Here is a 20,080-nt window from a genome sequence, read left to right as displayed (position 1 = left end):
GACTTCGCTCGACACGAACGGAAGTTGAACCGAGTGCCTCCTGCCAAGTCTCTGCCTGCACCAGCCCCGTCACGCCATGCTCGCGCAGCAACCCCGCCAGGCGATCGCGCGCGCCAGCCGAATAGCTGGCGATGATCGTGCGTCGCCCCTTGCGGCGTTCGTCGCTCAGATGATCGGCGACCTTGTCATAAATGTTGAGGTCAGCAGCACGTTCGGGGGTGAAATCGCGCGCGGCAAAGGTTTCAAGGTCGATGACGGTCGGCGACGGCGCGACGTCGAACGGGGTGATGATGTGGATCGGGCGGTTCGTCGTCGCGCTCGCCCATTCGCTCTCCGTCCAATACAGCGTCTCGGGTGCGAGCGGGCGATAGCTGCCGGTCGATTCCTTTTCCGCTGCGACGCGGTTCGCATGATAATCGGTGATCGCGGCAAAGCGCGTCTCGGCGGTGGCTTCGCTGCGGTGCCCGCGCAGCACCGGGGTCGCGAGGTCGATATGGTCGAACAGCGTCGCCAGCCGCTCCTCGAACAGCGGCAACCAATGGTCCATGCCCGCCTGTCGCCGCCCCTCACTGACCGCCTGATACAGCGGATCGCCGGTCGCCTGCGCCCCGAACAGGTCGCGATAGGACGAGCGAAAGCGCTTGATCGTGTCTTGGTCGAGCAAGGTTTCGGCGGCGGGGAGCAGTTGCAGCGCCTTGGCGGGGCCAAGGCTGCGCTGGTCGGCGGGGTCGAACCGGCGGATGCTTTCGATCTCGTCGCCGAAGAAATCGACCCGCAGCCCGGTTTCCTCGCCCGCCGGGAACAGGTCGAGGATACCGCCGCGCACCGCAAACTCGCCCTGATCGGCGACGGTATCGACGCGGCTGAAGCCGTTTGCGACGAGCAGCTCGGCCAGCGCATCGCGGTCGATCCGTTGGCCTGCGGCGAGCGTGGTCGCAAGCTGGCGGATACGGAACGGGGTCAGCGTGCGCTGGGTGATCGCCGCGACGGTGGTGAGGAGCAGCTCGCCGCGTTTCGCAGGCTGTTGCAACGCCGACAGCGTCGCCAGCCGATCGGCGCTGACGCGCATCGACGGACCCGCGCGGTCATAGGGCAGGCAATCCCAAGCGGGGAAGCGGTGGACGACGAGGTCGGGAGCAAAGAAGGGCGCGGCGTCGGCTATCGCCTGCATCGCCGTGTCGTCGGTCGCGACATAGACGAGCCGCTTGCCGCTGGCGCGCGCCAGATCGGCGAGCAGCAGCGGCAGGAAGCCGTCGGCGGCTCGCGCGAGCGTCAGCGGGGCCGCTGCCGACCCAATTGCGGCGAAGATGTCGGCGGCAGGAACGGTCATGGCAGCGGGATATAGTCCAGGCGGCGCATCGCGGCGATCATTTCGGGACGGTTCAGATGCGCGGGTGGCTCACCGGTGCCCAGCGCCCATGCCATGATGTCGACGTCGTCTTCCTCGACGACGATCTCGAACCAGGCGATCTCGGCCTCGCCCCACGTCGTGGCATAGCGGTCGAAAAAGCCGCCGATCATATAGTCGGCCTCGCGCGTGCCGCGGTGCCAGGCGCGGAATTTCAGGCGTTTGAGGCGGTCGGTCATCTGTTTCTCTTTCCCTTCTCCCTTGACGGGAGAAGGATACGGAGCCTTGCCGCTTGGCGGCTAGGCGAAGTTGGATGAGGGTTAGCGCTCGCATGGCGAGCGCGCGCTTGCTTTGCAAGCGCATACCCCTCACCCGCTGCGACTAACGAGCAGGCTCGTAAGTCTCGCTGCCCTCTCCCGCAAGGGGAGAGGGGGTGTAACTTTGCGCGGTCAGCGTTAGACACGATGAGCCATGCGACCCGAAATCCTCAATCCGCTCTTTGCCGCGCTCACCGACCTGAAAGGCGTCGGGCCGCAACTCGCCAAGCCGCTGGCCCGCCTCGGGCTGGAGCGCGTCGTCGATGTGCTGTTCCACCTGCCGACCGGACTGGTTCAGCGCCATCCGGTCGACCGCCTCGACGATGCCCAGCCGGGGCAGCAGATCATCATCACGCTGACCGCACAGGACTACCGGTCGGGCCGCAGTCCGCGCGCGCCCTTCGGCGTCGATGCATTCGACGCCGCGGGCGATCATGTCCGGCTCGTCTATTTCGGGCGCACATCGGGGCTGGCGAAAAAGCTGTTCCCGCTCGGCGAACCGCGGCAGGTGTCGGGACGGCTCGATACCTATGGCGAGATGCGCCAGATCGTCCATCCCGACCATGTCAGCGAACCGGACAGCGAGGAGCCGATTGCCACGAGCGAGGCGGTCTATCCGCTGACCGAAGGCCTGACCAACGCACGGCTGACGCAGCTGGTCGAGATCGCGCTCGAACGGCGCCCCGAACTCGCCGAATGGATCGACGGGCCGCTGCTGACCAGCCGCAACTGGCCCGCCTGGCGCGAGGCGTTGGCGCGCGCGCATGCCAGCCCGTACGACGCCGCGGCGCACGACCGGCTGGCCTATGACGAGATTTTCGCCAGCCAGGTTGCGCTGATGCTGATCCGCGAAGGGCTGCGCAAGCGCAAGGGGCGCGCAGTGGTCGGCGACGGGCGGCTGATCGGCGCGCTACGACTGCCGTTCGGGCTGACCGGGGCGCAGGAGCGGGTGGGGCGCGAGATTGCCGCCGACATGGGCCGCGAGACGCCGATGCTGCGGATGCTGCAGGGCGATGTCGGGTCGGGCAAGACGCTGGTCGCGCTGCGCGCGATGCTGGCGGCGGTCGAGGCGGGGACGCAGGCGGCGCTGCTCGCGCCGACGGAGATTTTGGCGCGCCAGCATTTCGCGACCTTGCAGGCCATGCTCGCGGGGCTGCCCGTGAACATCGCGATCCTGACCGGGCGCGACAAGGGGCGGGTGCGCGAATCGACGCTGATGGGTCTGGCCGACGGCAGCATCGACATCTTGGTTGGCACCCATGCGATCTTTCAGGATGCGGTGGCGTATCGCGATCTGGCGCTGGTGGTGGTCGATGAGCAGCATCGTTTCGGCGTTGCGCAGCGGCTGATGCTGACCCAGAAGGCGGCGCGCCCGCCGCACCTGCTGGTGATGACCGCGACCCCGATCCCGCGCACGCTGCAACTCGCCAACCATGGCGAGATGGACGTGTCGCGGATCGACGAGATGCCACCGGGGCGCACCCCGGTCGATACCCGCGTCGTGTCGGTCGACCGGCTCGATGAGGTGGTCGGCGGGCTGGAGCGCCATCTGGCCACCGGGGCGCAGGCCTATTGGGTTTGCCCGCTGGTCGCCGAGAGCGAGATGAGCGAGCTTGCCGCTGCCGAGGACCGCGCGGCGCTGCTGCGCGAGCGGTTGGGCGCTGATCGCGTCGGGCTGGTCCATGGCCGGATGAAGGGGCCGGACAAGGATGACGTCATGGCACGATTTCAGGCGGGTGAAATCGGGGTGCTGGTCGCGACGACGGTGATCGAGGTCGGGGTCGATGTTCCCGCCGCCAGCCTGATGATCGTCGAGCATGCCGATCGCTTTGGCCTTGCGCAGCTCCACCAGCTGCGCGGGCGCGTCGGGCGCGGCGCGGCGAAATCGGTGTGCCTGTTGCTGCGTTCGCAAAACCTGTCCGAAACCGCGCGCGAACGATTGGCGTTGATGCGCGAGACCAATGACGGGTTCGTGATTGCGGAGAAGGATCTGGAACTGCGCGGCGGCGGCGAGTTGCTCGGGCTCAAGCAGTCGGGTGACGCCGATTACAGGCTGGCGAGCGCCGAGCAACTGGTGCGGTTATTACCGGTGGCGCACGACGACGCGCGACTGTTCGTCGAACGCGACGGCGGCATGGACGGCGCGCGCGGCGAGGCGGTGCGGCACTGCCTCTATCTGTTCGAGCGCGATGCGGCGGTGCCGCTGCTGCGGAGTGGCTAGTTGAGGTCCGCTCGCGCGCCCATGGCCCGGATCATCGGCAGATAATCTTCGACCGCGATCGATTTGTCGAACTGGACACCGGTCTTGCCGCCGAGCGACCACACGACCTTCGCCGCGGTGCGGCCGATGATCGGCATGCGGAACACGACGAGGTCGCCGATTTCGAGCCCGCGTTCGAAGCGCATCAGCATACCGTCGGCGCTGATGTTGACGCAGGTGCACATTTCCTGCCGTCCGTCGGGCATGACGAAGGGCAAGCGGACATAGACGTCGCTACGCGGAGCAATTCGCTGGTCGAGGCCGACATAATGGGCCTTGCTGGTATCGATCTTGCGCATTTTTGTGGACCTTGTTGGTTTGGGCATGAAAATCCACTCGAATGCTGAAGATTGGGTAAACGCGATTCTGCGCCTTACCGCGTCACAAGGCCATGTTTTTTCGCGCCGAGGCTCAGCGGCACCGGATCGGTGCCGGGTAAGATCAGGTGGTGCGGGTCGCGAATGACGACGCCATCGACCTTGACTGCGCCTTCGTCGAGCTTGCGCCGCGCTTCCTTGTTCGACGCGGCGAAGCCCAGTTCGCGGAGCGCATCGACGACGTTGATCCCCTCGACGGGCGCGACAGCTTGCGGCAAGTCGCCACCAATCTGCCCCTTTTCAAAGGTTTGCGCGGCGGTCTCCGAAGCGGTGCGCGCGGCATCCGCGCCGCGACACAGTGCGGTTGCCTCGTTCGCCAGTATCTTCTTCGCCTCGTTGATCTCGGCGCCGCCCAACGCTTCCAATCGCGCGATCTCGTCGAGCGGCAGGTCGGTGAACAGTTTCAGGAAGCGGCCAACGTCGCGGTCGTCGCAATTGCGCCAGAACTGCCAATAGTCAAAATGGGACAGTTGTTCGGGATTAAGCCACACCGCCCCAGCAGCGGTTTTGCCCATTTTGGCGCCCGCCGCGGTGGTCAGCAGCGGAGTCGTCAGGCCGTAAAGGTCGGCGCCGTCCATCCGGCGGCCCAGCTCCATGCCATTGACGATATTGCCCCACTGGTCCGACCCGCCCATCTGCAGCCGCGCCCCCATCTCCTTCGACAAATGGCGGAAATCATAGCCCTGCAGGATCATGTAATTGAATTCGAGGAAGGTCATCGGCTGTTCGCGCTCGAGCCGCAACTTCACCGAATCGAACGTCATCATCCGATTGATCGTGAAATGCGTGCCGACTTCCTGCAGCAGCTCGATGTAACCCAGCTTCCCCAGCCAGTCCTGATTATTGACCATCACCGCGTCGGTCGGGCCGTCGCCAAAGGTCAGGAACTGCTGAAAGATGCTGAAGATCGACGCGATGTTCGCCGCGATCGTCTCGTCCGACAGCATCTTGCGGCTTTCGTCGCGCCCGGTCGGATCGCCGATCCGCGTCGTCCCGCCGCCCATCAGCACGATCGGCTTGTGCCCCGTCTGTTGCAGACGGCGCAGCATCATGATCTGGACCAGGCTGCCGACGTGCAGGCTGGGCGCGGTTGCGTCGAAACCGATATATCCGGGGACGACCTGTTTCGCCGCAAGTGCATCGAGCCCTTCCGCGTCGGTCATCTGGTGGATATAGCCTCGTTGATCGAGGACGCGCAGCAGGTCGGATTTGTGGTTCGTCATAGCGGGCGGGCGCTTAGCATGGGGTTCGGGTTTTGGATAGCATTCGCAAATCGCTGGTCTGCCACCCCGACACCCCGGCCCGAACGGTGCGGTCGGTCGCGGTCGAAATCACGCTATCCTTCGACGACGGTTTTGCGCTGCGCTATATTGTCGACGGCGCGGTGGGTGACATCGTGCTGCCGCCGGGCGACGGCCAGCTCGTCATCGCCGACAGCGCGACCGACGGATTGTGGCAAGGCACCTGTTTCGAGGCGTTCCTGACCGAGGAGGGTCAGCCCGACTATACCGAATTCAACTATGCCCCCGACGGCCGCTGGGCCTGTTACCAGTTCGACGATTATCGCTCGCTGCTCCGCCCCGACGAGCTCGCGCCGTGGGAGATGGTCGCCGAACGCAGCGATGCGCACTATGCGCTGCGCGTCGAACCGGGGATATTTCCCGACACCGGGTCGAAACTCGCTCTGTCGGCGGTGATCGAAGAGCTGGACGGCACCAAAAGCTATTGGGCGCTCGCGCATCCACCCGGCAAACCCGATTTTCACCATCCCGATTGCTTTGCGCTCACGCTTGCGGCACCGGGCGCGGCATGACGATGACATTCGGTATCGATCGCCTGCTCGCCGACCCTGCGCTGCGTAAACCGCTTGAGGGCCAACGCGTCGCGTTGCTCGCGCATCCCGCCTCGGTCACCGCTGGCCTGACCCACAGCCTCGACGCGCTTGTCGCCGCGGGGGTAAATGTTACCGCGGTGTTCGGGCCGCAGCATGGGGTGCGCGGCGACCTGCAAGACAATATGATGGAGTCGCCCGACTTCACCGACCCGGTTCACGGCGTTCCGTGCTTCAGTCTTTATGGCGAGGTGCGCCGTCCGACCGGCCAGTCGATGCACACCTTCGACGTCGTGCTGATCGACCTTCAGGATCTCGGTTGCCGTATCTACACCTATGTGACGACCCTGCTCTACATGCTCGAGGCCGCGGCGCAGCATGGCAAGGCGGTGTGGGTGCTCGACCGTCCGAACCCGGCGGGGCGCCCGGTCGAGGGTACCTTGCTCCGCCCCGGCTGGGAAAGCTTCGTCGGCGCGGCGCCGATGGTGATGCGGCATGGGCTGACGATGGGCGAAATGGGGCGCTGGTTCATCCTTCACTACGGCCTCGACGTTGATTACCGCGTGATCGAGATGGAAGGCTGGGCGCCGCAGTCCGGTCCGGGCTATGGCTGGCCCAGCGACCGCGTGTGGATCAACCCCAGTCCCAACGCCGCAAACGTCAACATGGCGCGCGCCTACGCCGGCACCGTGATGGTCGAGGGCGCAACGCTCAGCGAAGGCCGCGGTACGACCCGCCCGCTCGAACTTTTCGGCGCCCCCGATATCGATGCCAAGGCGGTGATCGCCGAAATGCACCGCCTCGCGCCGCACTGGCTGACGGGGTGCAAGCTGCGCGACATCTGGTTTCAGCCGACCTTTCACAAACATGTGGGGCAACTGTGCAGCGGCGTCCATATCCACGCCGAAGGGCCGTGGTACGACGATGCCGCGTTCCAGCCCTGGCGGGTGCAGGCGCTGGGGTTCAAGGCGATCCGCTCGCTCTATCCCGAGTATCCGATCTGGCGCGGCACTGATTTCAAATATGAATATACCGACGATGTGCTGGCAATCGATGTCATCAACGGCGGCCCCGATCTGCGGCTGTGGGTCGATGATGCGATCGCGGATGCGGGCGATCTGGATGCCTTGGCGCAGCCTGATGAGGCGGCGTGGCGGGACGAGATTGCCGACTTTTTGATTTATTGATCCAGAACTCCTGGCCCCGTTCGTCCTGAGCTTGTCGAAGGACCGCCCTTTCTTTTCGACGTTGAAGTGAACAACGGTGCTTCGACAAGCTCAGGACGAACGGGTTTGAGGTTAGGCGAAGAATTTGGTGAGATTGAAATGATCCAACGCAGGCAATTTCTCGGTACTGCGGCCTTAGGCGGACTGGCGGCAACCCTGCCTTTGTCGGCCTGGGCCGCCGATACCGCCGGTCTTCCCAATCTGGCCGCCAAGGCGGTTCCGATCGGCAAGGCAGAGCGGGTGGCGCGGCTCGCCAAGGCGACCCAGCTGCTGCGCGCGAACGATATGGACGCGCTGCTGATCGAGCCCGGGTCGAGCCTGATCTATTTCACCGGAGTGCGCTGGTCGCGCAGCGAGCGCCTCACCGCCGCGGTACTGACGCGCGAGGGCGAGCTGGCGGTCGTCACCCCCTTTTTCGAAGAGCCGTCGGTGCGCGAGTCGCTCGGCGTCGAAGCCGAGGTTCTGACCTGGAACGAGGATGACAATCCGCTCGCCGCGGTCGCCGCCTGGCTGGGTAAGCGCGGGCTGACCAAGGGCAGGATCGGCGTCGAGGAAACGGTGCGCTATTTCGCGGTCGACGGGCTGGAAAAGGCGATGCCGAACGCGACGGTCGTCAACGGCGCGCCGGTGGTGCGCGGCTGCCGGATGCACAAGTCGCCCGCCGAAATCGCGCTGATGCAGGTCGCGAACGACATCACGCTCGCCGCCTATCGCCACACCGCGCCGCGCATCGAGGTGGGGATGACCCCCGACCAGATCGGCGCGATCATGGCTGCGGCGACAAAAGCGCTGGGCGGCAAGAGCGAATTCGAGCTGATCCTGCTCGGCGAAGCGAGCGCCTATCCGCACGGGTCGGGCAAACCACAGGCGGTGAAGGACGGTGAGGTCGTTCTGATGGACTGCGGCGCGACCGTGCATGGCTATCAATCCGACATTTCGCGGACGTTCGTTTATGGCAAAGCCACCCCGCGCCAGCGGCAGGTGTGGGACCAGATGCGCAAGGGGCAGGATGTTGCCTTTGCCGCGGCGAAACTCGGCACGCCGGCAGGCAAGGTCGATGACGCGGTACGCGCCTATTACGCGGGCCTCGGCTGGGGACCGGACTATAAACTCCCCGGCACCTCGCACCGAACTGGCCATGGCATCGGGCTCGACGGGCATGAGCCGGTCAATCTGGTGCGCGGTGAGACGACGAAGCTGGCGCCGGGTATGTGTTTCTCGAACGAACCCGGCATCTATATCCCGGGCGAGTTCGGGATCCGGCTCGAGGATTGTTTCTACATGACCGACAGCGGCCCGAAATGGTTCAGCGAACCGCCGCCGTCGATTGATCGGCCGTTCGGGTAACTACAAACGGATTCGGCAAAACCCGTTCGTGCTGAGCTTGTCGAAGCACCGTCCTTTTCTTGGCGACGTGCAAAGAATGAACAGCTCTTCGACAAGCTCAGGGCGAACGGATCAGGGGGCTGCGTCCGGCCCCCTCGGCCGCTGCACCAGGCTGACCAGCACGAACGAGATGATCATCAGCAAATACCAGCTGCCGAGCTTTTCTAAGCCCACCATATGCCAGCCATCGTCCTGGCTAGGGTAGGTCCAAGCGCGCGCAAACGTCCCGATATTCTTCGCAAACCAGATGAACAGCGCCACCAGCCCCCAGCCGACCAATAACGGCATTCGGCGATGGACATGCAGCGGCCGGAACCAAACCTGACAGCGCCAGAACAGCAGCGCGGTCGCCGCGAACAGGAACCAGCGGATGTCGTACAACCAATGGTGCGCGAAGAAATTGACGTAGATTGCGGCGGCCAGCGCATAGCTGGTCCACGCGGGCGGATAACCCGTGTAGCGAAAGTCGAAGATGCGCCACACGCGCGCGCTATAGCTGCCGACAGCGGCGTACATGAAGCCCGAGAACAAAGGCACCGCGCCGATGTGGAGCAGGCTCGCCTCGGGATATTGCCACGACCCGGCAGCGGTCTTGAACAGCTCCATCACCGTTCCGACGATGTGGAAGATCAGGATCACCAGCGCTTCCTTCGGCGTTTCGAGCCGGAAGGCGAGCATCCCGAGCTGGATCAGCACCGCGCCGATCGTGATCGCATCATAGCGGTGCAGCGGCGCATCGGCGGGCCAGAAAAGGTGCGTGCCCAGCAGCAGCGCGAGCATCAGCCCGCCGAACAGGCACGCCCAGCCTTGCTTGAACCCGAAGACGAGGAATTCGAGGAACCAGCCGCGCGGCCCGGGCGTGACCGCCATCGCCTCCAGCCGCATCCGAACGGCGTGAAAGCGCGACTGGCCGCGCGGCGCGTCAGACATAAACGGCAACCCACGCGATCAGCAGCGCAGCGGGTAGTAGCAGCGCCTGCGCGAGGATCGTACCGGCGAGGCGGCTCAGCGAGATGAAGGTGATCGCGCGGCGGAACTCGGCCTCGTCGACTTTGCCCTCGACCGCATCATCGGTCATCACCGACAGTTGCGGGTCGATGAAGGCGAAGAGGAGGATCGTCGCAAAACCGTTGATCAGCGCCGACAGCTGCGATGCGGTGACGCGGAATTCGGGCGCCAGATAGCCGGCGTAGAGCGACGCGACGACGCCGACGGCGAGCAGCGATTGCGCGAGGCAATTGGCGATCAGCACGCCCCAGCTGATCCCTTTCGGCATCTTCCAGCTTTTAAGGTGCGCGAGGCTCGGGAAGGTCAGCGAGCGGCCCAAGGTGCGCAGCCCGCTGGGGCTCACCGCCTTGACCGCCAGCTTTGTCGTGGAACGGTTGGTCTGATACCAGCCGATTGCGGCGGCAAACATCCGCTGTCCGGTGGGGACGAGCAGGATACCGAGCAAGGTTGTGACGCTCGCCGCGGCGAGCACCAGCTGCATATCGATAAACAGCGACGCGCCGCTGCCGTCATGCAGCCGCGTTTCGATCCGCTTGGCGAGGAAAGGACCGAGGAAGCTGTTCGAGGTGCGTGAAAAGAGCACGAGGATGTTGAACAGCGCGAACGACATCGCAATCCGCCGCGTCCGCACCCCCGCGATCCGCGCCGCATAAGCCAGCGCGCCGATCAGGTTGATGAAGCCGGTGAGCAGCAGGATGGTGACGAGGGGGAGGTCGATCATGAGGCGCCTAGCGGAACTTCTGAAATCCGTTCGTGTCGAGCGAAGNNCGACTTCGCTCGACACGAACGGGATTAGGGGATCGGCGTGAAATCGTCACGGCCTAATCAGGCCGTCTCGCTCAATGCTTGCGCGTCAACTCGCGCATCGCATCGTCCAGTCCCGACAGGCTCAGCGGATACATGCGGTCGTTCATCAGCTGTTTGATCAGTTTCACCGACTGGGTGTAGCCCCAATGCGCCTCGGGCACCGGGTTCAGCCACACCGCGGCGGGATAGACTTTGGTGATCCGCTGGAGCCAGACTGCGCCCGATTCCTCGTTGAAATGTTCGACGCTGCCGCCCGGATGGGTGATTTCATAGGCGCTCATCGACGCGTCGCCGACGAAGATCACCTTATAATCATGGCCATATTTGTGGAGAATGTCCCACATCTGGTGGCGTTCGGACCAGCGGCGCTTGTTGTCCTTCCACACGCCTTCATAGGGGCAATTGTGGAAATAGAAGAATTCGAGGTTCTTGAATTCGGTCGTCGCGGCGCTGAACAATTCTTCGCACAGCTTGATGAACGGGTCCATCGACCCGCCGACGTCGAGGAAGAGCAGCAGCTTGACCGCATTGCGCCGTTCGGGGCGCATCCGGATGTCGAGCCAGCCCTGCCGCGCGGTGCCGTCGATCGTGCCCGGAATGTCGAGCTCGTCCGCCGCACCCTCGCGCGCGAATTTGCGCAGGCGGCGCAGCGCGATCTTGATGTTGCGAGTGCCAAGCTCCTTGGTGTTGTCCAGATTGGCGAACTCGCGCTTTTCCCACACTTTCAGCGCACGCTTGTGCTTGCTCTCGCCGCCGATGCGGACGCCCTCGGGATTATAGCCCGAATTGCCGAACGGCGACGTGCCGCCGGTACCGATCCACTTGCTGCCGCCCTCGTGGCGCTTCTGCTGTTCTTCGAGCCGCTCTTTCAGCGTCTCCATGATCTTGTCCCAGTCGCCGAGCGATTCGATCGCGGCCATTTCCTCGGGCGTCAGGAATTTCTCCGCGACCGCTTTCAGCCAGTCGGCGGGGACATCGACCGGGTTCTGACCGTAATCGGAAATGATCCCCTTGAAGACCTTGTTGAACACCTGGTCGAAGCGGTCGAGCAGGCCTTCGTCCTTCACGTAGATCGCGCGGCTGAGGTAATAGAATTGCTCGGGGCTGCGGTCGATCACCTCGCGGTCGAGCGCCTCCAGCAGCATCAGATGCTCTTTCAGACTGGCGGGAATGCCCGCAGCGCGAAGCTCGTCGAGGAAGCCGAAAAACATGGGGGAGGGTTATCGCGTCGCGGCGTGGGGTGCAATCCCTTTACGTAAACGGAAAGCGACGCGTGAAGTTGGCGCGCCGACCGATCAGGCGGGCGCGTGCATCCGCCGTTCGTGATGCAGCACGGCCACCACCGCGATCACCGCGGCCAGATAGGTGCCGAACTGAAACACCGGTGACAGCGCGGCCGACTGTCCCGATGCCTGTGCGCTGAATGATGCAAAATCCCACGCCCCATGCATCAGCATCGGCAGCCAAATGCCGCCGCTGACCCGGCGCAAAACATAGAATGCCGCGCCCATCAGTGAAGCGAAGACGAACTGCAGCAGGCTCGCGTAAAGCGGAATGCCGAACAGGGCGTTTGGGATGTGCATCGCGCCAAACAGGATCGACGACCAGACGCATACCCAGTGTTCCTTCGTGGTCGACCCGCGCGCGCCGGTGACGATCACGCCGCGCGCCAGCAACTCCTCATTGAATCCAACCATCACCCCCGCGGCGACCAGCATCAGAAGGTGCGTCGGCGAAAAACCCGACCAGTTTGCGGCGCCGCCGTTCACGACGACCATCCCGATCATGCCGATCAATACAAGCGCGAGCGCCCAGCGCGGGCCGCCGCGGCACTCCTCCTTCAGCGCCGGCTTCCACCAACCCAGCCAACTCACTGCGGCCGCGAGAAAGACCGTGCCGAGCGCGAGCGGAAGCACCAGGCTGGTCAGCGCAACCTCGGCCGACACCATGTTGGTGTAGCGCGCCCCGACAAAGCCCCAAGTGGCGAAAATTATCGCGCTGTAGATCAGATAGACGCAGATCGCCGCACCGAGTGTTGGTTTGATCCGCATATCGGCATCACCCTGTCTGCGACTATGGTGGGTTATCCACGCGCTGAAATCGCCGCGCCTGATCGGGTAGCGTGCCTACTTGGCCCAGACCAGATGCGCCACTTTGCCACCCGACCGCTCCTGCGTCGCGGCTTGGCAGAAGGACGAATGATCATTCGCGGCGATAGCAATCTGGGCGCCGAACGCCATGCCGAGCGCGAAGGTGGCCTTGCGGTCCAGTTCGACCCGCTGACCGGCATTCAGGGCGCGCGGCTTGCCCATCGTGTCGTCGTAGATGAGGTTGAATTCGTTCGCGAAGGCGCGTGGATCAAGCTCGAATCCGGGGCATGTCGCGGCCACCGCTTTCTGGTGGCCGAGCGATTGCAGCATTGCGATATGCCCTTCATCGAACGTCCCATCGAGCATGGTGCGGATCGCGTCGGTCACCGCCAGATCCATATTGATGGCGTCCGAGGGCGAAGCGGTGGGGGCCGGGGCCTGCGCTAAAGCACAGGGCGCAAATACAAGTGCGGCGGCGAGCGACAGGGTGCGCAGCATCATGGTCAATATCCCCTGCGGTACGGATCATAGGAGAATTGGCGGTCGGTCCATTCATAGGAAAATTGTCCGCGCACGAAGCAGCGCCGCTCACCGCGATAACAGCTGACATCGGGAGCGGGCGAGAAATAGTCGCTGCCATAGCTGTTGCCATAGCCGTAGCGATATTCGTTGCGCTGCTCCTCGGCCTTGCGTTTTTTCTTGGCGGAAATTGCGGCGGCAATGCCGATCAGGCCGATGCCGAGCGCGACGCCTGCCGCTGCGTCCCCATCATGATCGCGGTCATGGTGGTGGTCGCGGTGCCAATCGTCATGGCGTTTGGCATAGGCCGGTGCGGGAATGATGAGCGCGGCGACCACGGCAGCCGCAAGGAACCTGGAACGCAGCATGACACCGGACCCCTATTGTTGCGCGCCGAATAGAACATAAATCGGGCGAAATTGAAAGCGTACGATATTTGGTGTGGGATCATCCGTTAACCATATTCACGCAGAGGCTCGCTTAGGCAGGGTCGACACCGCCGCTGCTATTGACCCCCCGTTAACCATTATCCGGCATCACCCGCAGATTATTCCAACGTGGGGTGCCAATGAAATTCGATCCGATCAATCCGTCGGCTCCGTTGCTCGACCAGTCGGTCGCCAGCGACTGCGGGGAACTCGCGGTCGGATGCAGCGAGGCGGCGGGGCGTATCAAGCGCTCGACCGATCAGATGGACCACCAGATCGAAGAGCTTGGCCGCCTTGAGGAATTTGTCGTCAGCTTGGAATCGGACCAGCGCCAGATCGCCGATTCGACCGATGAAGCAAAGCTGCTGTCGGCGCGCGCGTGCGAACAGCTCGACGCCGGGGCCGAGCGCGTCAATGCCGCGGTCACCGAATTTCGTTCGGTGATCGACCTTGTCGCGCGGCTCGGCACGCATGTCACCAATTTCGCCGCGGTGATGGCGCAGGTGCAGCAGGTCAGCCAGTCGATCGAGGCGATCGCCAAGACAACCAACATGCTGGCGCTCAATGCCGCGATCGAGGCTGAACGCGCGGGCGATGCCGGTCGCACCTTTGCCGTGGTTGCCGCCGAAGTGAAAAAGCTGGCGCAGAACACCCGCGGCGCGACCGACGAAATCCGCCGCAGCATCGGCAGTCTGGCCGCCGAGGCCAGCGGGCTGGTCACCGAAATCCAGGCCGGGGTCGAACAATCAAGCCGGGCAGAGGTGCAGTTCGAAACGATCACCGACGCGCTGCACGACGCGACGCACCTTGTCGCGCTGCTCGACGATCAGAGCGACCGCATCGCGCAATCGAGCGCGATGGTCCACGCGAACGGCGCGAAGGTTCGCGAAGCGGTCGATCGCGTTGTCGGATCGGTGCGCGATAACCGCGCGACGCTGGAAGATACGCGCACGTCGATCCTGTCGATGGAGTATGTGTCGAACCGCATGTTTAACGCGGTCATTTCGGCCGGGGTCAGCCCGCAGGATTCGGCAGTTGTCGAACTGGCGGCCAAGGTGCGCGACAAATTCGTGGCGATCGCCGAGCGCGCGCTCGCGAACGGCGAACTGACGATGGAGCAATTGTTCGACACCAATTATGTCCGCGTTCCGGGGTCGAACCCCGAACGCTTCCGCACGACCCTATGTGATTGGGCCGATGCCAATTGGCGGCCGCTGTTCGACGATATCGTCGCTAACCATCCCGAAGTGAAGATGTCGTCCGCGGGTGACATGAATGGCTTCCTGCCGACGCACATCACCGCATGTTCGCGCGCGCCGACTGGCGACGTTGCCCACGACACCGCTTATTGCCGCAACGGCCGCATCCTGTTCGACGAAACCGACAAGGCCGCAAAGCGCAGCAACGCGCCGTTCTTCATGGCGGTCTATCGCCAGGAGGGCGACGGCACCAATTATGTCACGGTGCGCAATTGCTATACGCCGGTGGTGATCAACGGCCGCCGCTGGGGCGACGTCGAGGTGGCGTACCAGCTTTAAGTCTCCGGGGTATCGGCCCACTCGATCCGTTCGTATCGAGCGAAGTCGAGATACGTCTGACGCTGCGTTCGCGTGTCTCGACTTCGCTCGACACAAACGGAGGTAGGCGTGGGGACGCCTTCAGCTCCCCTGCCTCCGCGCCATGAACGCCAGCTTTTCGAACAGCATCACATCCTGCTCATTCTTGAGCAGCGCGCCATGCAGCGGCGGGATCGCCTTGCCGACGTCGCGGTTCTGCAGGACTTCGAGCGGCATGTCCTCGTTAAGCAGCAGCTTGAGCCAGTCGATCAGCTCGCTGGTCGAGGGCTTTTTCTTGAGCCCCGGCACGTCGCGCACTTCGTAGAAAATATCCATCGCGCGGCTGACCAGTGTCTTCTGGATGCCGGGGAAATGCACATCGACGATCGCCGCCATCGTGTCGCGGTCGGGGAATTTGATGTAATGGAAGAAACAGCGGCGCAGGAAGGCGTCGGGCAGTTCCTTTTCATTGTTCGACGTGATGACGACGATCGGGCGTTCCTTCGCGGTGATCGTCTCGTCGGTCTCATAGACGTGGAACGCCATGCGATCGAGTTCCTGGAGCAGGTCGTTCGGAAATTCGATATCGGCCTTGTCGATCTCGTCGATCAGCAACACGGGCAGCTTGGGCGACGTGAACGCCTCCCACAATTTGCCCTTGCGGATATAGTTGCGGATGTCGTGGACGCGCTCTTCTCCGAGCTGGCCGTCGCGCAGGCGGGCGACCGCATCATATTCGTACAGGCCTTGCTGCGCTTTGGTCGTCGATTTGATGTTCCAGGTGATCAGCGGCGCATCAAAGGCTTTCGCGATTTCCTCGGCCAGCACGGTCTTGCCGGTGCCGGGTTCGCCCTTCACCAGCAGCGGGCGGCGCAGCAGCGTTGCGGCGTTTACCGCGACTTTCAGGTCTGCAGTGGCGATATAGGCGCTGGTTCCATCGAAACGCATGGGCTCTTCTTTCCCTTAACGTGAACGTCAATCAAGCGCGGGCATAGCGAGGGGAGGGGGAGCGTGCAAGCCGAAGGCGTCGTAAGATCCTCCCTGTCGCGCAGCGATGGGGGAGTCGCAGACGGCGCGTAGCGCCAGCGGGACCGTTCGCGAAGCGAATGGTGGAGGGGCTTTGCGACGGTTGCGCTATAGCCCCTCCGTCAGCGCTTCGCGCTGCCACCTCCCCATGGCTTCGCCACAGGGAGGATTGGATTCAGCTAATTGCCCGGCTCGCCGCGCGCGCCGCCATCAGATCCCACAAGCCGCTGTGCTGGGTGATCAGCTGCTGCGCGCCGAACATCATCGCACGTTCGACAGCGGGGCTGCTGGCGACGGCCCCGGCCAGCCGCGCGGTTTCGCGCAGGTCGGGTAGGGTGCAGGTCGGCGGCGCCATGTCGAGTCGCTGGGCGCTGATATCGAGCAGCACGCGGATCGTCCGCCAGTCGAGCGTCAGCGCGATCGCGGCGCCGACCGCGCAGCCGTGGCGGTCGGATTCGGACAGCATGTCGATCGCCTTGCGCTGTGCGGCGACCGCGGCCTCGCATTGCGCCTGGCCCCGCGTGCTCGGCACCGGCCCGACCGCGGATGCGACCTTGGTCAGAAAGGCGCGTTCCTGGACAAAAGCGTCGGCGGCCTCGTCCATCCATTGCCGCGATGCGGGATCGACTGCCTTGCGCGCGGCATTGTCGATCACGCCGGGATGGCGACCATGGAGCAGGCACAGGAAATGAACCGCATCGGCCAGGTTGCGCATGGCATCAGGGCCGCTCGACAAGGCGCCCGCGCGGACGTGCGGGTGCGCGCCGGTGCCGCCGCTGGCGACCAGCGAGTCGAGCATTTCGGCGGCGCCGCGCGGCTGCTGCAGGGGCTGGGTCGATTGGCTCAACGCGGGTTCCTCGCCTGTGGCGCGGGCCGTAAGGGCCAGGCCGGTGGAATGTCAAAGGCCAGTCATAGGGCAACGTCGTAAACGTCGCGTTTATGGGCGCGCATTGATTTGTACCGGTGCCTGTTTCACGCAGGGACAAATGCAAAGGAACCGGCAAGCCCCGGGGGAAGCTTGCCGGTTCCATCGATGGCGCCGGTTGGGTGCCATCTGCGCGGGAAGGCCGGATTCGGGGAGAGAAATTGTCCGGCCAATTTGGCTTAAGCAGCGAGCGCAAACTCCTCGGCCTTTTCGCTGGGCTGCGCTGGGGCTTCGACCGCGGGCAGCGCCGGAGCATCGGTCGCGACCGCCTTGGCCGGAAACAACAGGCGCGATGCCAGCACTACGGCGCCAAGGACGAAATAGCCGATGAAGGTCTGGACCGGGAAAAAGAAGATCGGCGCGACAAAGGCAAGCCGCAGCCACAGCGGGTTAAAGCCAAAATCCTGGCCAACGGCCTCGCAGACCCCAAAAAAAGTGTCGCGGCGGCGGAAGAGGTTGGTCGTTTCGTTTCCCATCGTCTTGTCTTTCTCTTGGGCGGCGAGCACTGCCCCGCGCCGATGCCCTATGCGTCGCAAAGGCCGTGCCAGTTTCAGCAACCCCCGAAAATCCGAGCTTTATGGGGTCGGTTACGATGAACCGCCCGCTCTGGACCTTTAACCCATTCCCATTGGTTGGGAATTATTGCCATTTGATGGGCCGCGCCTGAACCCTTGATGAAGCGCGCCGTATCGCGTGACGACGGCTATCTGGCGTTGAAATATGAAGATTTAAAGAGGATGGGGCGAAATAATTGTGCGGTGCAGCATTGGATCCTTTTTTGTCATCCCGGCGCAGGCCGGGATCTCGCCATCGCGCACTGACGAGACGTTGAGATCCCGGCCTGCGCTGGGATGACGGATATAAAAAAGGGCGGCCCGTTGCCGAACCGCCCTTGATATCCTCGTTCGCGATCCGCGCTTACTGGTCGAGGAACGACCGCATCTTGCGGCTGCGCGACGGGTGCTTCAACTTCCGCAGCGCCTTCGCCTCGATCTGGCGGATGCGTTCGCGGGTCACGCTGAACTGCTGGCCGACTTCCTCCAGCGTATGGTCGGTGTTCATGCCGATGCCGAAACGCATGCGCAGCACACGCTCCTCACGCGGGGTGAGCGAGGCCAGAACGCGGGTCACCGTTTCTTTCAGGTTCGACTGCACCGCGGCATCGACCGGGATGACGGCATTCTTGTCCTCAATGAAATCGCCCAGATGCGAATCTTCCTCATCGCCGATCGGCGTTTCAAGGCTGATCGGCTCCTTGGCGATCTTCATCACCTTGCGGACCTTTTCGAGCGGCATCGACAGACGCTCGGCCATTTCCTCGGGCGTCGGCTCGCGGCCGCTTTCGTGGAGGAACTGGCGGCTGCACCGGACCAGCTTGTTGATCGTCTCGATCATGTGGACCGGGATGCGGATCGTGCGCGCCTGATCGGCGATCGAGCGGGTGATCGCCTGACGGATCCACCAGGTCGCATAGGTGCTGAACTTGTAGCCGCGGCGATACTCGAACTTGTCGACCGCCTTCATCAGGCCGATATTGCCTTCCTGAATGAGATCCAGGAACTGCAGCCCGCGGTTCGTATATTTCTTGGCGATCGAGATCACGAGCCGCAGGTTCGCTTCGACCATTTCCTTCTTGGCGATACGCGCTTCGCGCTCGCCCTTCTGGACCATGTTCACGACACGGCGGAATTCGGTCAGGCTCATGCCCGCGGCTTGCGCGATTTCCGAAATCTCGATGCGGATGCGGTCGACCGCACTGGCTTCATTCTCGGCGAACGCCGCCCATTTCTTGTCGATCTTGCCGACGCCGTCGATCCAGTTTTCTTCCAGCTCGCGCCCGACATAATTGTCCAGGAACGCCTTGCGCGGCACCTTGTGGCGCTCGGCGAGGCGCAGCATCTGGCCGCCCAGCGCGGTCAGGCGGCGGTTATAGCTGTACAGCTGATCGACCAGATATTCGATCTTGGTATTGTGGAACTGCACGCTCTCGACCTGCGCGGTCAGCTCCTCGCGCAGCTTGTGATATTTCTTTTCCGACGCCGCGGGGAATTCACCCGCGGTCGACAGCGCGTCGAGCCGCGTTTCCTGCAGCTTCGAAAACGCCTTGAAGCTTTTGGTGATGTTGGCGAATTTCTCCAGCGCGTCGGGCTTGAGCAATTCTTCCATCGCCGCGAGGCTCAGCGTATTGTCTTCTTCGTCTTCCTCGAAGCTTTCACGCTTGCCCGACGAGCTTTCGCCATCCTCTTCGTCGGCGTCGGCGGCGGGCTCTTCCTCGACCTCATCCTCGTCCTTGAACGAGACGCCGGCGGTCTTTTCGCTGATTTCGCCGTCGTCCTCCGCGCCTTCTTCTTCCAGATTTTCGGGCGCCGGGTCTTTCGACAGCATCGCTTCCAGATCGACGATCTCGCGCAGCTGCATGTCGCCGTTGTTCAGCGCGTTCGACCATTCGATGATCGCGTTGAAGGTCAGCGGGCTTTCGCACAGCCCCAGGATCATCGTGTCGCGGCCCGCCTCGATGCGCTTCGCAATCGCGATTTCACCCTCGCGGCTGAGCAGCTCGACCGCGCCCATTTCGCGCAAGTACATGCGAACGGGATCGTCGGTGCGATCGACCGTTTCCTTCTTCTTTTCGATCGCCGGGTTCGACACCGAACCGGTGCCGGCGCTGACATCGACTTCATCGTCGGGTTCGGCGTCGGCCTCTTCCTGCACATCCTCGTCGCTTTCGACGATGTTGATGCCCATGTCGGAAATCGCCGACATGATGTCCTCGATCTGCTCGGACGACATTTCGTCCTGCGGCAGCGCTGCATTCAGCTCGTCATAGGTCAAATAGCCGCGCTTCTTGCCGCGTGCGATCAGCTTTTTGACGTCGGCCTCGTTCAGGTCGATCAGCGGGCCGTCGGTATCGGCTTCGGTTTCGGCGGCGGTGTTCTTGGTGGCCATATTTGTTCCTGCCAAAGGGGCAATCAGTGG

The 20,080-nt window shown here is 63.5% G+C and carries 20 protein-coding genes (1 of these 20 only partly in view); 6 read left to right on the top strand and 14 right to left on the bottom strand.

Annotated features, from left to right (window positions below):
- Together B4F07_RS07910 and B4F07_RS07905 are read right to left on the bottom strand one after the other, a co-directional pair.
- On the bottom strand, positions 1-1,069 hold part of the coding region annotated (locus B4F07_RS07910; RefSeq protein ID WP_422663582.1) for a CarD family transcriptional regulator (this coding region is incomplete at its 3' end). The annotated region extends 554 nt beyond the left edge of the window; 1,069 of 1,623 annotated nt are visible.
- A gap of 257 nt (positions 1,070-1,326) precedes the next feature.
- The gene (locus B4F07_RS07905) at positions 1,327-1,587 is read right to left on the bottom strand and encodes a succinate dehydrogenase assembly factor 2 (RefSeq protein WP_293698442.1); all 261 of its coding nucleotides are present in this window, start codon (positions 1,585-1,587) and stop codon (positions 1,327-1,329) included.
- 232 nt (positions 1,588-1,819) lie between these two features.
- Here B4F07_RS07905 and recG point away from each other — a divergent pair, with 232 nt between their 5' ends.
- Positions 1,820-3,886: an ATP-dependent DNA helicase RecG gene (gene recG / locus B4F07_RS07900; protein ID WP_293698439.1), complete on the top strand. Its 2,067-nt coding sequence runs from the start codon at positions 1,820-1,822 to the stop codon at positions 3,884-3,886.
- Here the strand turns inward: recG and B4F07_RS07895 are convergent.
- A complete protein-coding gene (locus B4F07_RS07895) occupies positions 3,883-4,224 on the bottom strand; it encodes a PilZ domain-containing protein (protein ID WP_088439277.1) in 342 nt (113 codons plus the stop codon). The two genes, recG and B4F07_RS07895, sit on opposite strands and share 4 nt — an antisense overlap.
- 74 nt (positions 4,225-4,298) lie before the next feature.
- Positions 4,299-5,525: a tyrosine--tRNA ligase gene (gene tyrS / locus B4F07_RS07890; RefSeq protein WP_293698428.1), complete on the bottom strand. Its 1,227-nt coding sequence runs from the start codon at positions 5,523-5,525 to the stop codon at positions 4,299-4,301.
- 32 nt (positions 5,526-5,557) lie between these two features.
- Here tyrS and B4F07_RS07885 point away from each other — a divergent pair, with 32 nt between their 5' ends.
- From B4F07_RS07885 to B4F07_RS07875, 3 genes are all read left to right on the top strand, one after another.
- Positions 5,558-6,115 (top strand): DOMON-like domain-containing protein, encoded by a 558-nt coding sequence (locus B4F07_RS07885; RefSeq protein WP_293698425.1) that lies wholly within the window; start codon positions 5,558-5,560, stop codon positions 6,113-6,115.
- Positions 6,116-6,117: 2 nt separating this feature from the next.
- On the top strand, positions 6,118-7,320 hold the full coding sequence (locus B4F07_RS07880) for an exo-beta-N-acetylmuramidase NamZ family protein (RefSeq protein ID WP_293698747.1): 1,203 nt from the start codon (positions 6,118-6,120) through the stop codon (positions 7,318-7,320).
- Between the two features lie 138 nt (positions 7,321-7,458).
- Complete coding sequence (locus tag B4F07_RS07875; RefSeq protein WP_293698422.1) at positions 7,459-8,706, top strand: M24 family metallopeptidase; 1,248 nt, start codon at positions 7,459-7,461, stop codon at positions 8,704-8,706.
- A 111-nt stretch (positions 8,707-8,817) separates the two neighbouring features.
- Here the strand turns inward: B4F07_RS07875 and B4F07_RS07870 are convergent, their stop codons facing one another.
- The 6 genes from B4F07_RS07870 to B4F07_RS07845 form a co-directional block, all read right to left on the bottom strand.
- Positions 8,818-9,675, bottom strand: a complete 858-nt coding sequence (locus tag B4F07_RS07870; RefSeq protein ID WP_293698420.1) for a DUF817 domain-containing protein — start codon at positions 9,673-9,675, stop codon at positions 8,818-8,820.
- Positions 9,668-10,474 (bottom strand): lipid II flippase Amj family protein, encoded by an 807-nt coding sequence (locus B4F07_RS07865; protein ID WP_293698418.1) that lies wholly within the window; start codon positions 10,472-10,474, stop codon positions 9,668-9,670. Before B4F07_RS07865 ends, B4F07_RS07870 begins: the two co-directional genes overlap by 8 nt.
- A gap of 118 nt (positions 10,475-10,592) precedes the next feature.
- Positions 10,593-11,771 carry a vWA domain-containing protein gene (locus B4F07_RS07860; protein ID WP_293698416.1) on the bottom strand — a complete coding sequence of 393 codons (1,179 nt, stop codon included), beginning with the start codon at positions 11,769-11,771 and terminating at the stop codon, positions 10,593-10,595.
- Between the two features lie 84 nt (positions 11,772-11,855).
- A complete protein-coding gene (locus B4F07_RS07855; protein WP_293698413.1) occupies positions 11,856-12,611 on the bottom strand; it encodes a CPBP family intramembrane glutamic endopeptidase in 756 nt (251 codons plus the stop codon).
- Between the two features lie 75 nt (positions 12,612-12,686).
- The gene (locus B4F07_RS07850; protein ID WP_293698410.1) at positions 12,687-13,151 is read right to left on the bottom strand and encodes a hypothetical protein; all 465 of its coding nucleotides are present in this window, start codon (positions 13,149-13,151) and stop codon (positions 12,687-12,689) included.
- A 2-nt stretch (positions 13,152-13,153) separates the two neighbouring features.
- Positions 13,154-13,537 (bottom strand): hypothetical protein, encoded by a 384-nt coding sequence (locus B4F07_RS07845; RefSeq protein ID WP_293698407.1) that lies wholly within the window; start codon positions 13,535-13,537, stop codon positions 13,154-13,156.
- A 200-nt stretch (positions 13,538-13,737) separates the two neighbouring features.
- Between B4F07_RS07845 and B4F07_RS07840 the strand changes: the two genes are divergently transcribed.
- Positions 13,738-15,135 carry a methyl-accepting chemotaxis protein gene (locus B4F07_RS07840; protein ID WP_293698404.1) on the top strand — a complete coding sequence of 466 codons (1,398 nt, stop codon included), beginning with the start codon at positions 13,738-13,740 and terminating at the stop codon, positions 15,133-15,135.
- 120 nt (positions 15,136-15,255) lie between these two features.
- On the opposite strand, the gene B4F07_RS07835 is transcribed toward B4F07_RS07840, so the two are convergent.
- The 3 genes from B4F07_RS07835 to B4F07_RS07825 all read right to left on the bottom strand — a co-directional run bounded on the left by B4F07_RS07835 (position 15,256) and on the right by B4F07_RS07825 (position 17,580).
- Complete coding sequence (locus B4F07_RS07835; RefSeq protein WP_293698401.1) at positions 15,256-16,101, bottom strand: AAA family ATPase; 846 nt, start codon at positions 16,099-16,101, stop codon at positions 15,256-15,258.
- A gap of 253 nt (positions 16,102-16,354) precedes the next feature.
- Positions 16,355-17,026 (bottom strand): DUF6975 family protein, encoded by a 672-nt coding sequence (locus B4F07_RS07830; RefSeq protein WP_293698398.1) that lies wholly within the window; start codon positions 17,024-17,026, stop codon positions 16,355-16,357.
- Positions 17,027-17,283: 257 nt separating this feature from the next.
- Positions 17,284-17,580, bottom strand: coding sequence for a PspC domain-containing protein (locus tag B4F07_RS07825; protein ID WP_293698395.1), 297 nt, complete (start codon positions 17,578-17,580; stop codon positions 17,284-17,286).
- Positions 17,581-17,778: 198 nt separating this feature from the next.
- On the opposite strand from B4F07_RS07825, the gene B4F07_RS07820 reads away from it, so the two are divergent.
- Positions 17,779-17,925: a hypothetical protein gene (locus B4F07_RS07820; RefSeq protein ID WP_293698392.1), complete on the top strand. Its 147-nt coding sequence runs from the start codon at positions 17,779-17,781 to the stop codon at positions 17,923-17,925.
- A gap of 97 nt (positions 17,926-18,022) precedes the next feature.
- On the opposite strand, the gene rpoD is transcribed toward B4F07_RS07820, so the two are convergent.
- The gene (gene rpoD, locus B4F07_RS07815; RefSeq protein ID WP_293698389.1) at positions 18,023-20,050 is read right to left on the bottom strand and encodes an RNA polymerase sigma factor RpoD; all 2,028 of its coding nucleotides are present in this window, start codon (positions 20,048-20,050) and stop codon (positions 18,023-18,025) included.
- Positions 20,051-20,080 lie beyond the last annotated feature (30 nt).

Source organism: Sphingopyxis sp. UBA6723 (assembly GCF_002454115.1).
In the GTDB taxonomy this organism is placed as follows: domain Bacteria; phylum Pseudomonadota; class Alphaproteobacteria; order Sphingomonadales; family Sphingomonadaceae; genus Sphingopyxis.
Note: the sequence above shows the minus strand (reverse complement) of the source record. Positions and strands in the feature narration are given on the sequence as shown.

Bases quoted from the DNA above. Each gene is read 5' to 3' on its own strand.
- B4F07_RS07905 (WP_293698442.1), bottom strand. From the start codon at position 1,587: ATGACCGACCGCCTCAAACGCCTGAAATTCCGCGCCTGGCACCGCGGC.
- recG (WP_293698439.1), top strand. From the start codon at position 1,820: ATGCGACCCGAAATCCTCAATCCGCTCTTTGCCGCGCTCACCGACCTG.
- B4F07_RS07895 (WP_088439277.1), bottom strand. From the start codon at position 4,224: ATGCGCAAGATCGATACCAGCAAGGCCCATTATGTCGGCCTCGACCAG.
- tyrS (WP_293698428.1), bottom strand. From the start codon at position 5,525: ATGACGAACCACAAATCCGACCTGCTGCGCGTCCTCGATCAACGAGGC.
- B4F07_RS07880 (WP_293698747.1), top strand. From the start codon at position 6,118: ATGACATTCGGTATCGATCGCCTGCTCGCCGACCCTGCGCTGCGTAAA.
- B4F07_RS07875 (WP_293698422.1), top strand. From the start codon at position 7,459: ATGATCCAACGCAGGCAATTTCTCGGTACTGCGGCCTTAGGCGGACTG.
- B4F07_RS07870 (WP_293698420.1), bottom strand. From the start codon at position 9,675: ATGTCTGACGCGCCGCGCGGCCAGTCGCGCTTTCACGCCGTTCGGATG.
- B4F07_RS07865 (WP_293698418.1), bottom strand. From the start codon at position 10,474: ATGATCGACCTCCCCCTCGTCACCATCCTGCTGCTCACCGGCTTCATC.
- B4F07_RS07860 (WP_293698416.1), bottom strand. From the start codon at position 11,771: ATGTTTTTCGGCTTCCTCGACGAGCTTCGCGCTGCGGGCATTCCCGCC.
- B4F07_RS07855 (WP_293698413.1), bottom strand. From the start codon at position 12,611: ATGCGGATCAAACCAACACTCGGTGCGGCGATCTGCGTCTATCTGATC.
- B4F07_RS07850 (WP_293698410.1), bottom strand. From the start codon at position 13,151: ATGATGCTGCGCACCCTGTCGCTCGCCGCCGCACTTGTATTTGCGCCC.
- B4F07_RS07845 (WP_293698407.1), bottom strand. From the start codon at position 13,537: ATGCTGCGTTCCAGGTTCCTTGCGGCTGCCGTGGTCGCCGCGCTCATC.
- B4F07_RS07840 (WP_293698404.1), top strand. From the start codon at position 13,738: ATGAAATTCGATCCGATCAATCCGTCGGCTCCGTTGCTCGACCAGTCG.
- B4F07_RS07835 (WP_293698401.1), bottom strand. From the start codon at position 16,101: ATGCGTTTCGATGGAACCAGCGCCTATATCGCCACTGCAGACCTGAAA.
- B4F07_RS07825 (WP_293698395.1), bottom strand. From the start codon at position 17,580: ATGGGAAACGAAACGACCAACCTCTTCCGCCGCCGCGACACTTTTTTT.
- B4F07_RS07820 (WP_293698392.1), top strand. From the start codon at position 17,779: ATGAAGCGCGCCGTATCGCGTGACGACGGCTATCTGGCGTTGAAATAT.
- rpoD (WP_293698389.1), bottom strand. From the start codon at position 20,050: ATGGCCACCAAGAACACCGCCGCCGAAACCGAAGCCGATACCGACGGC.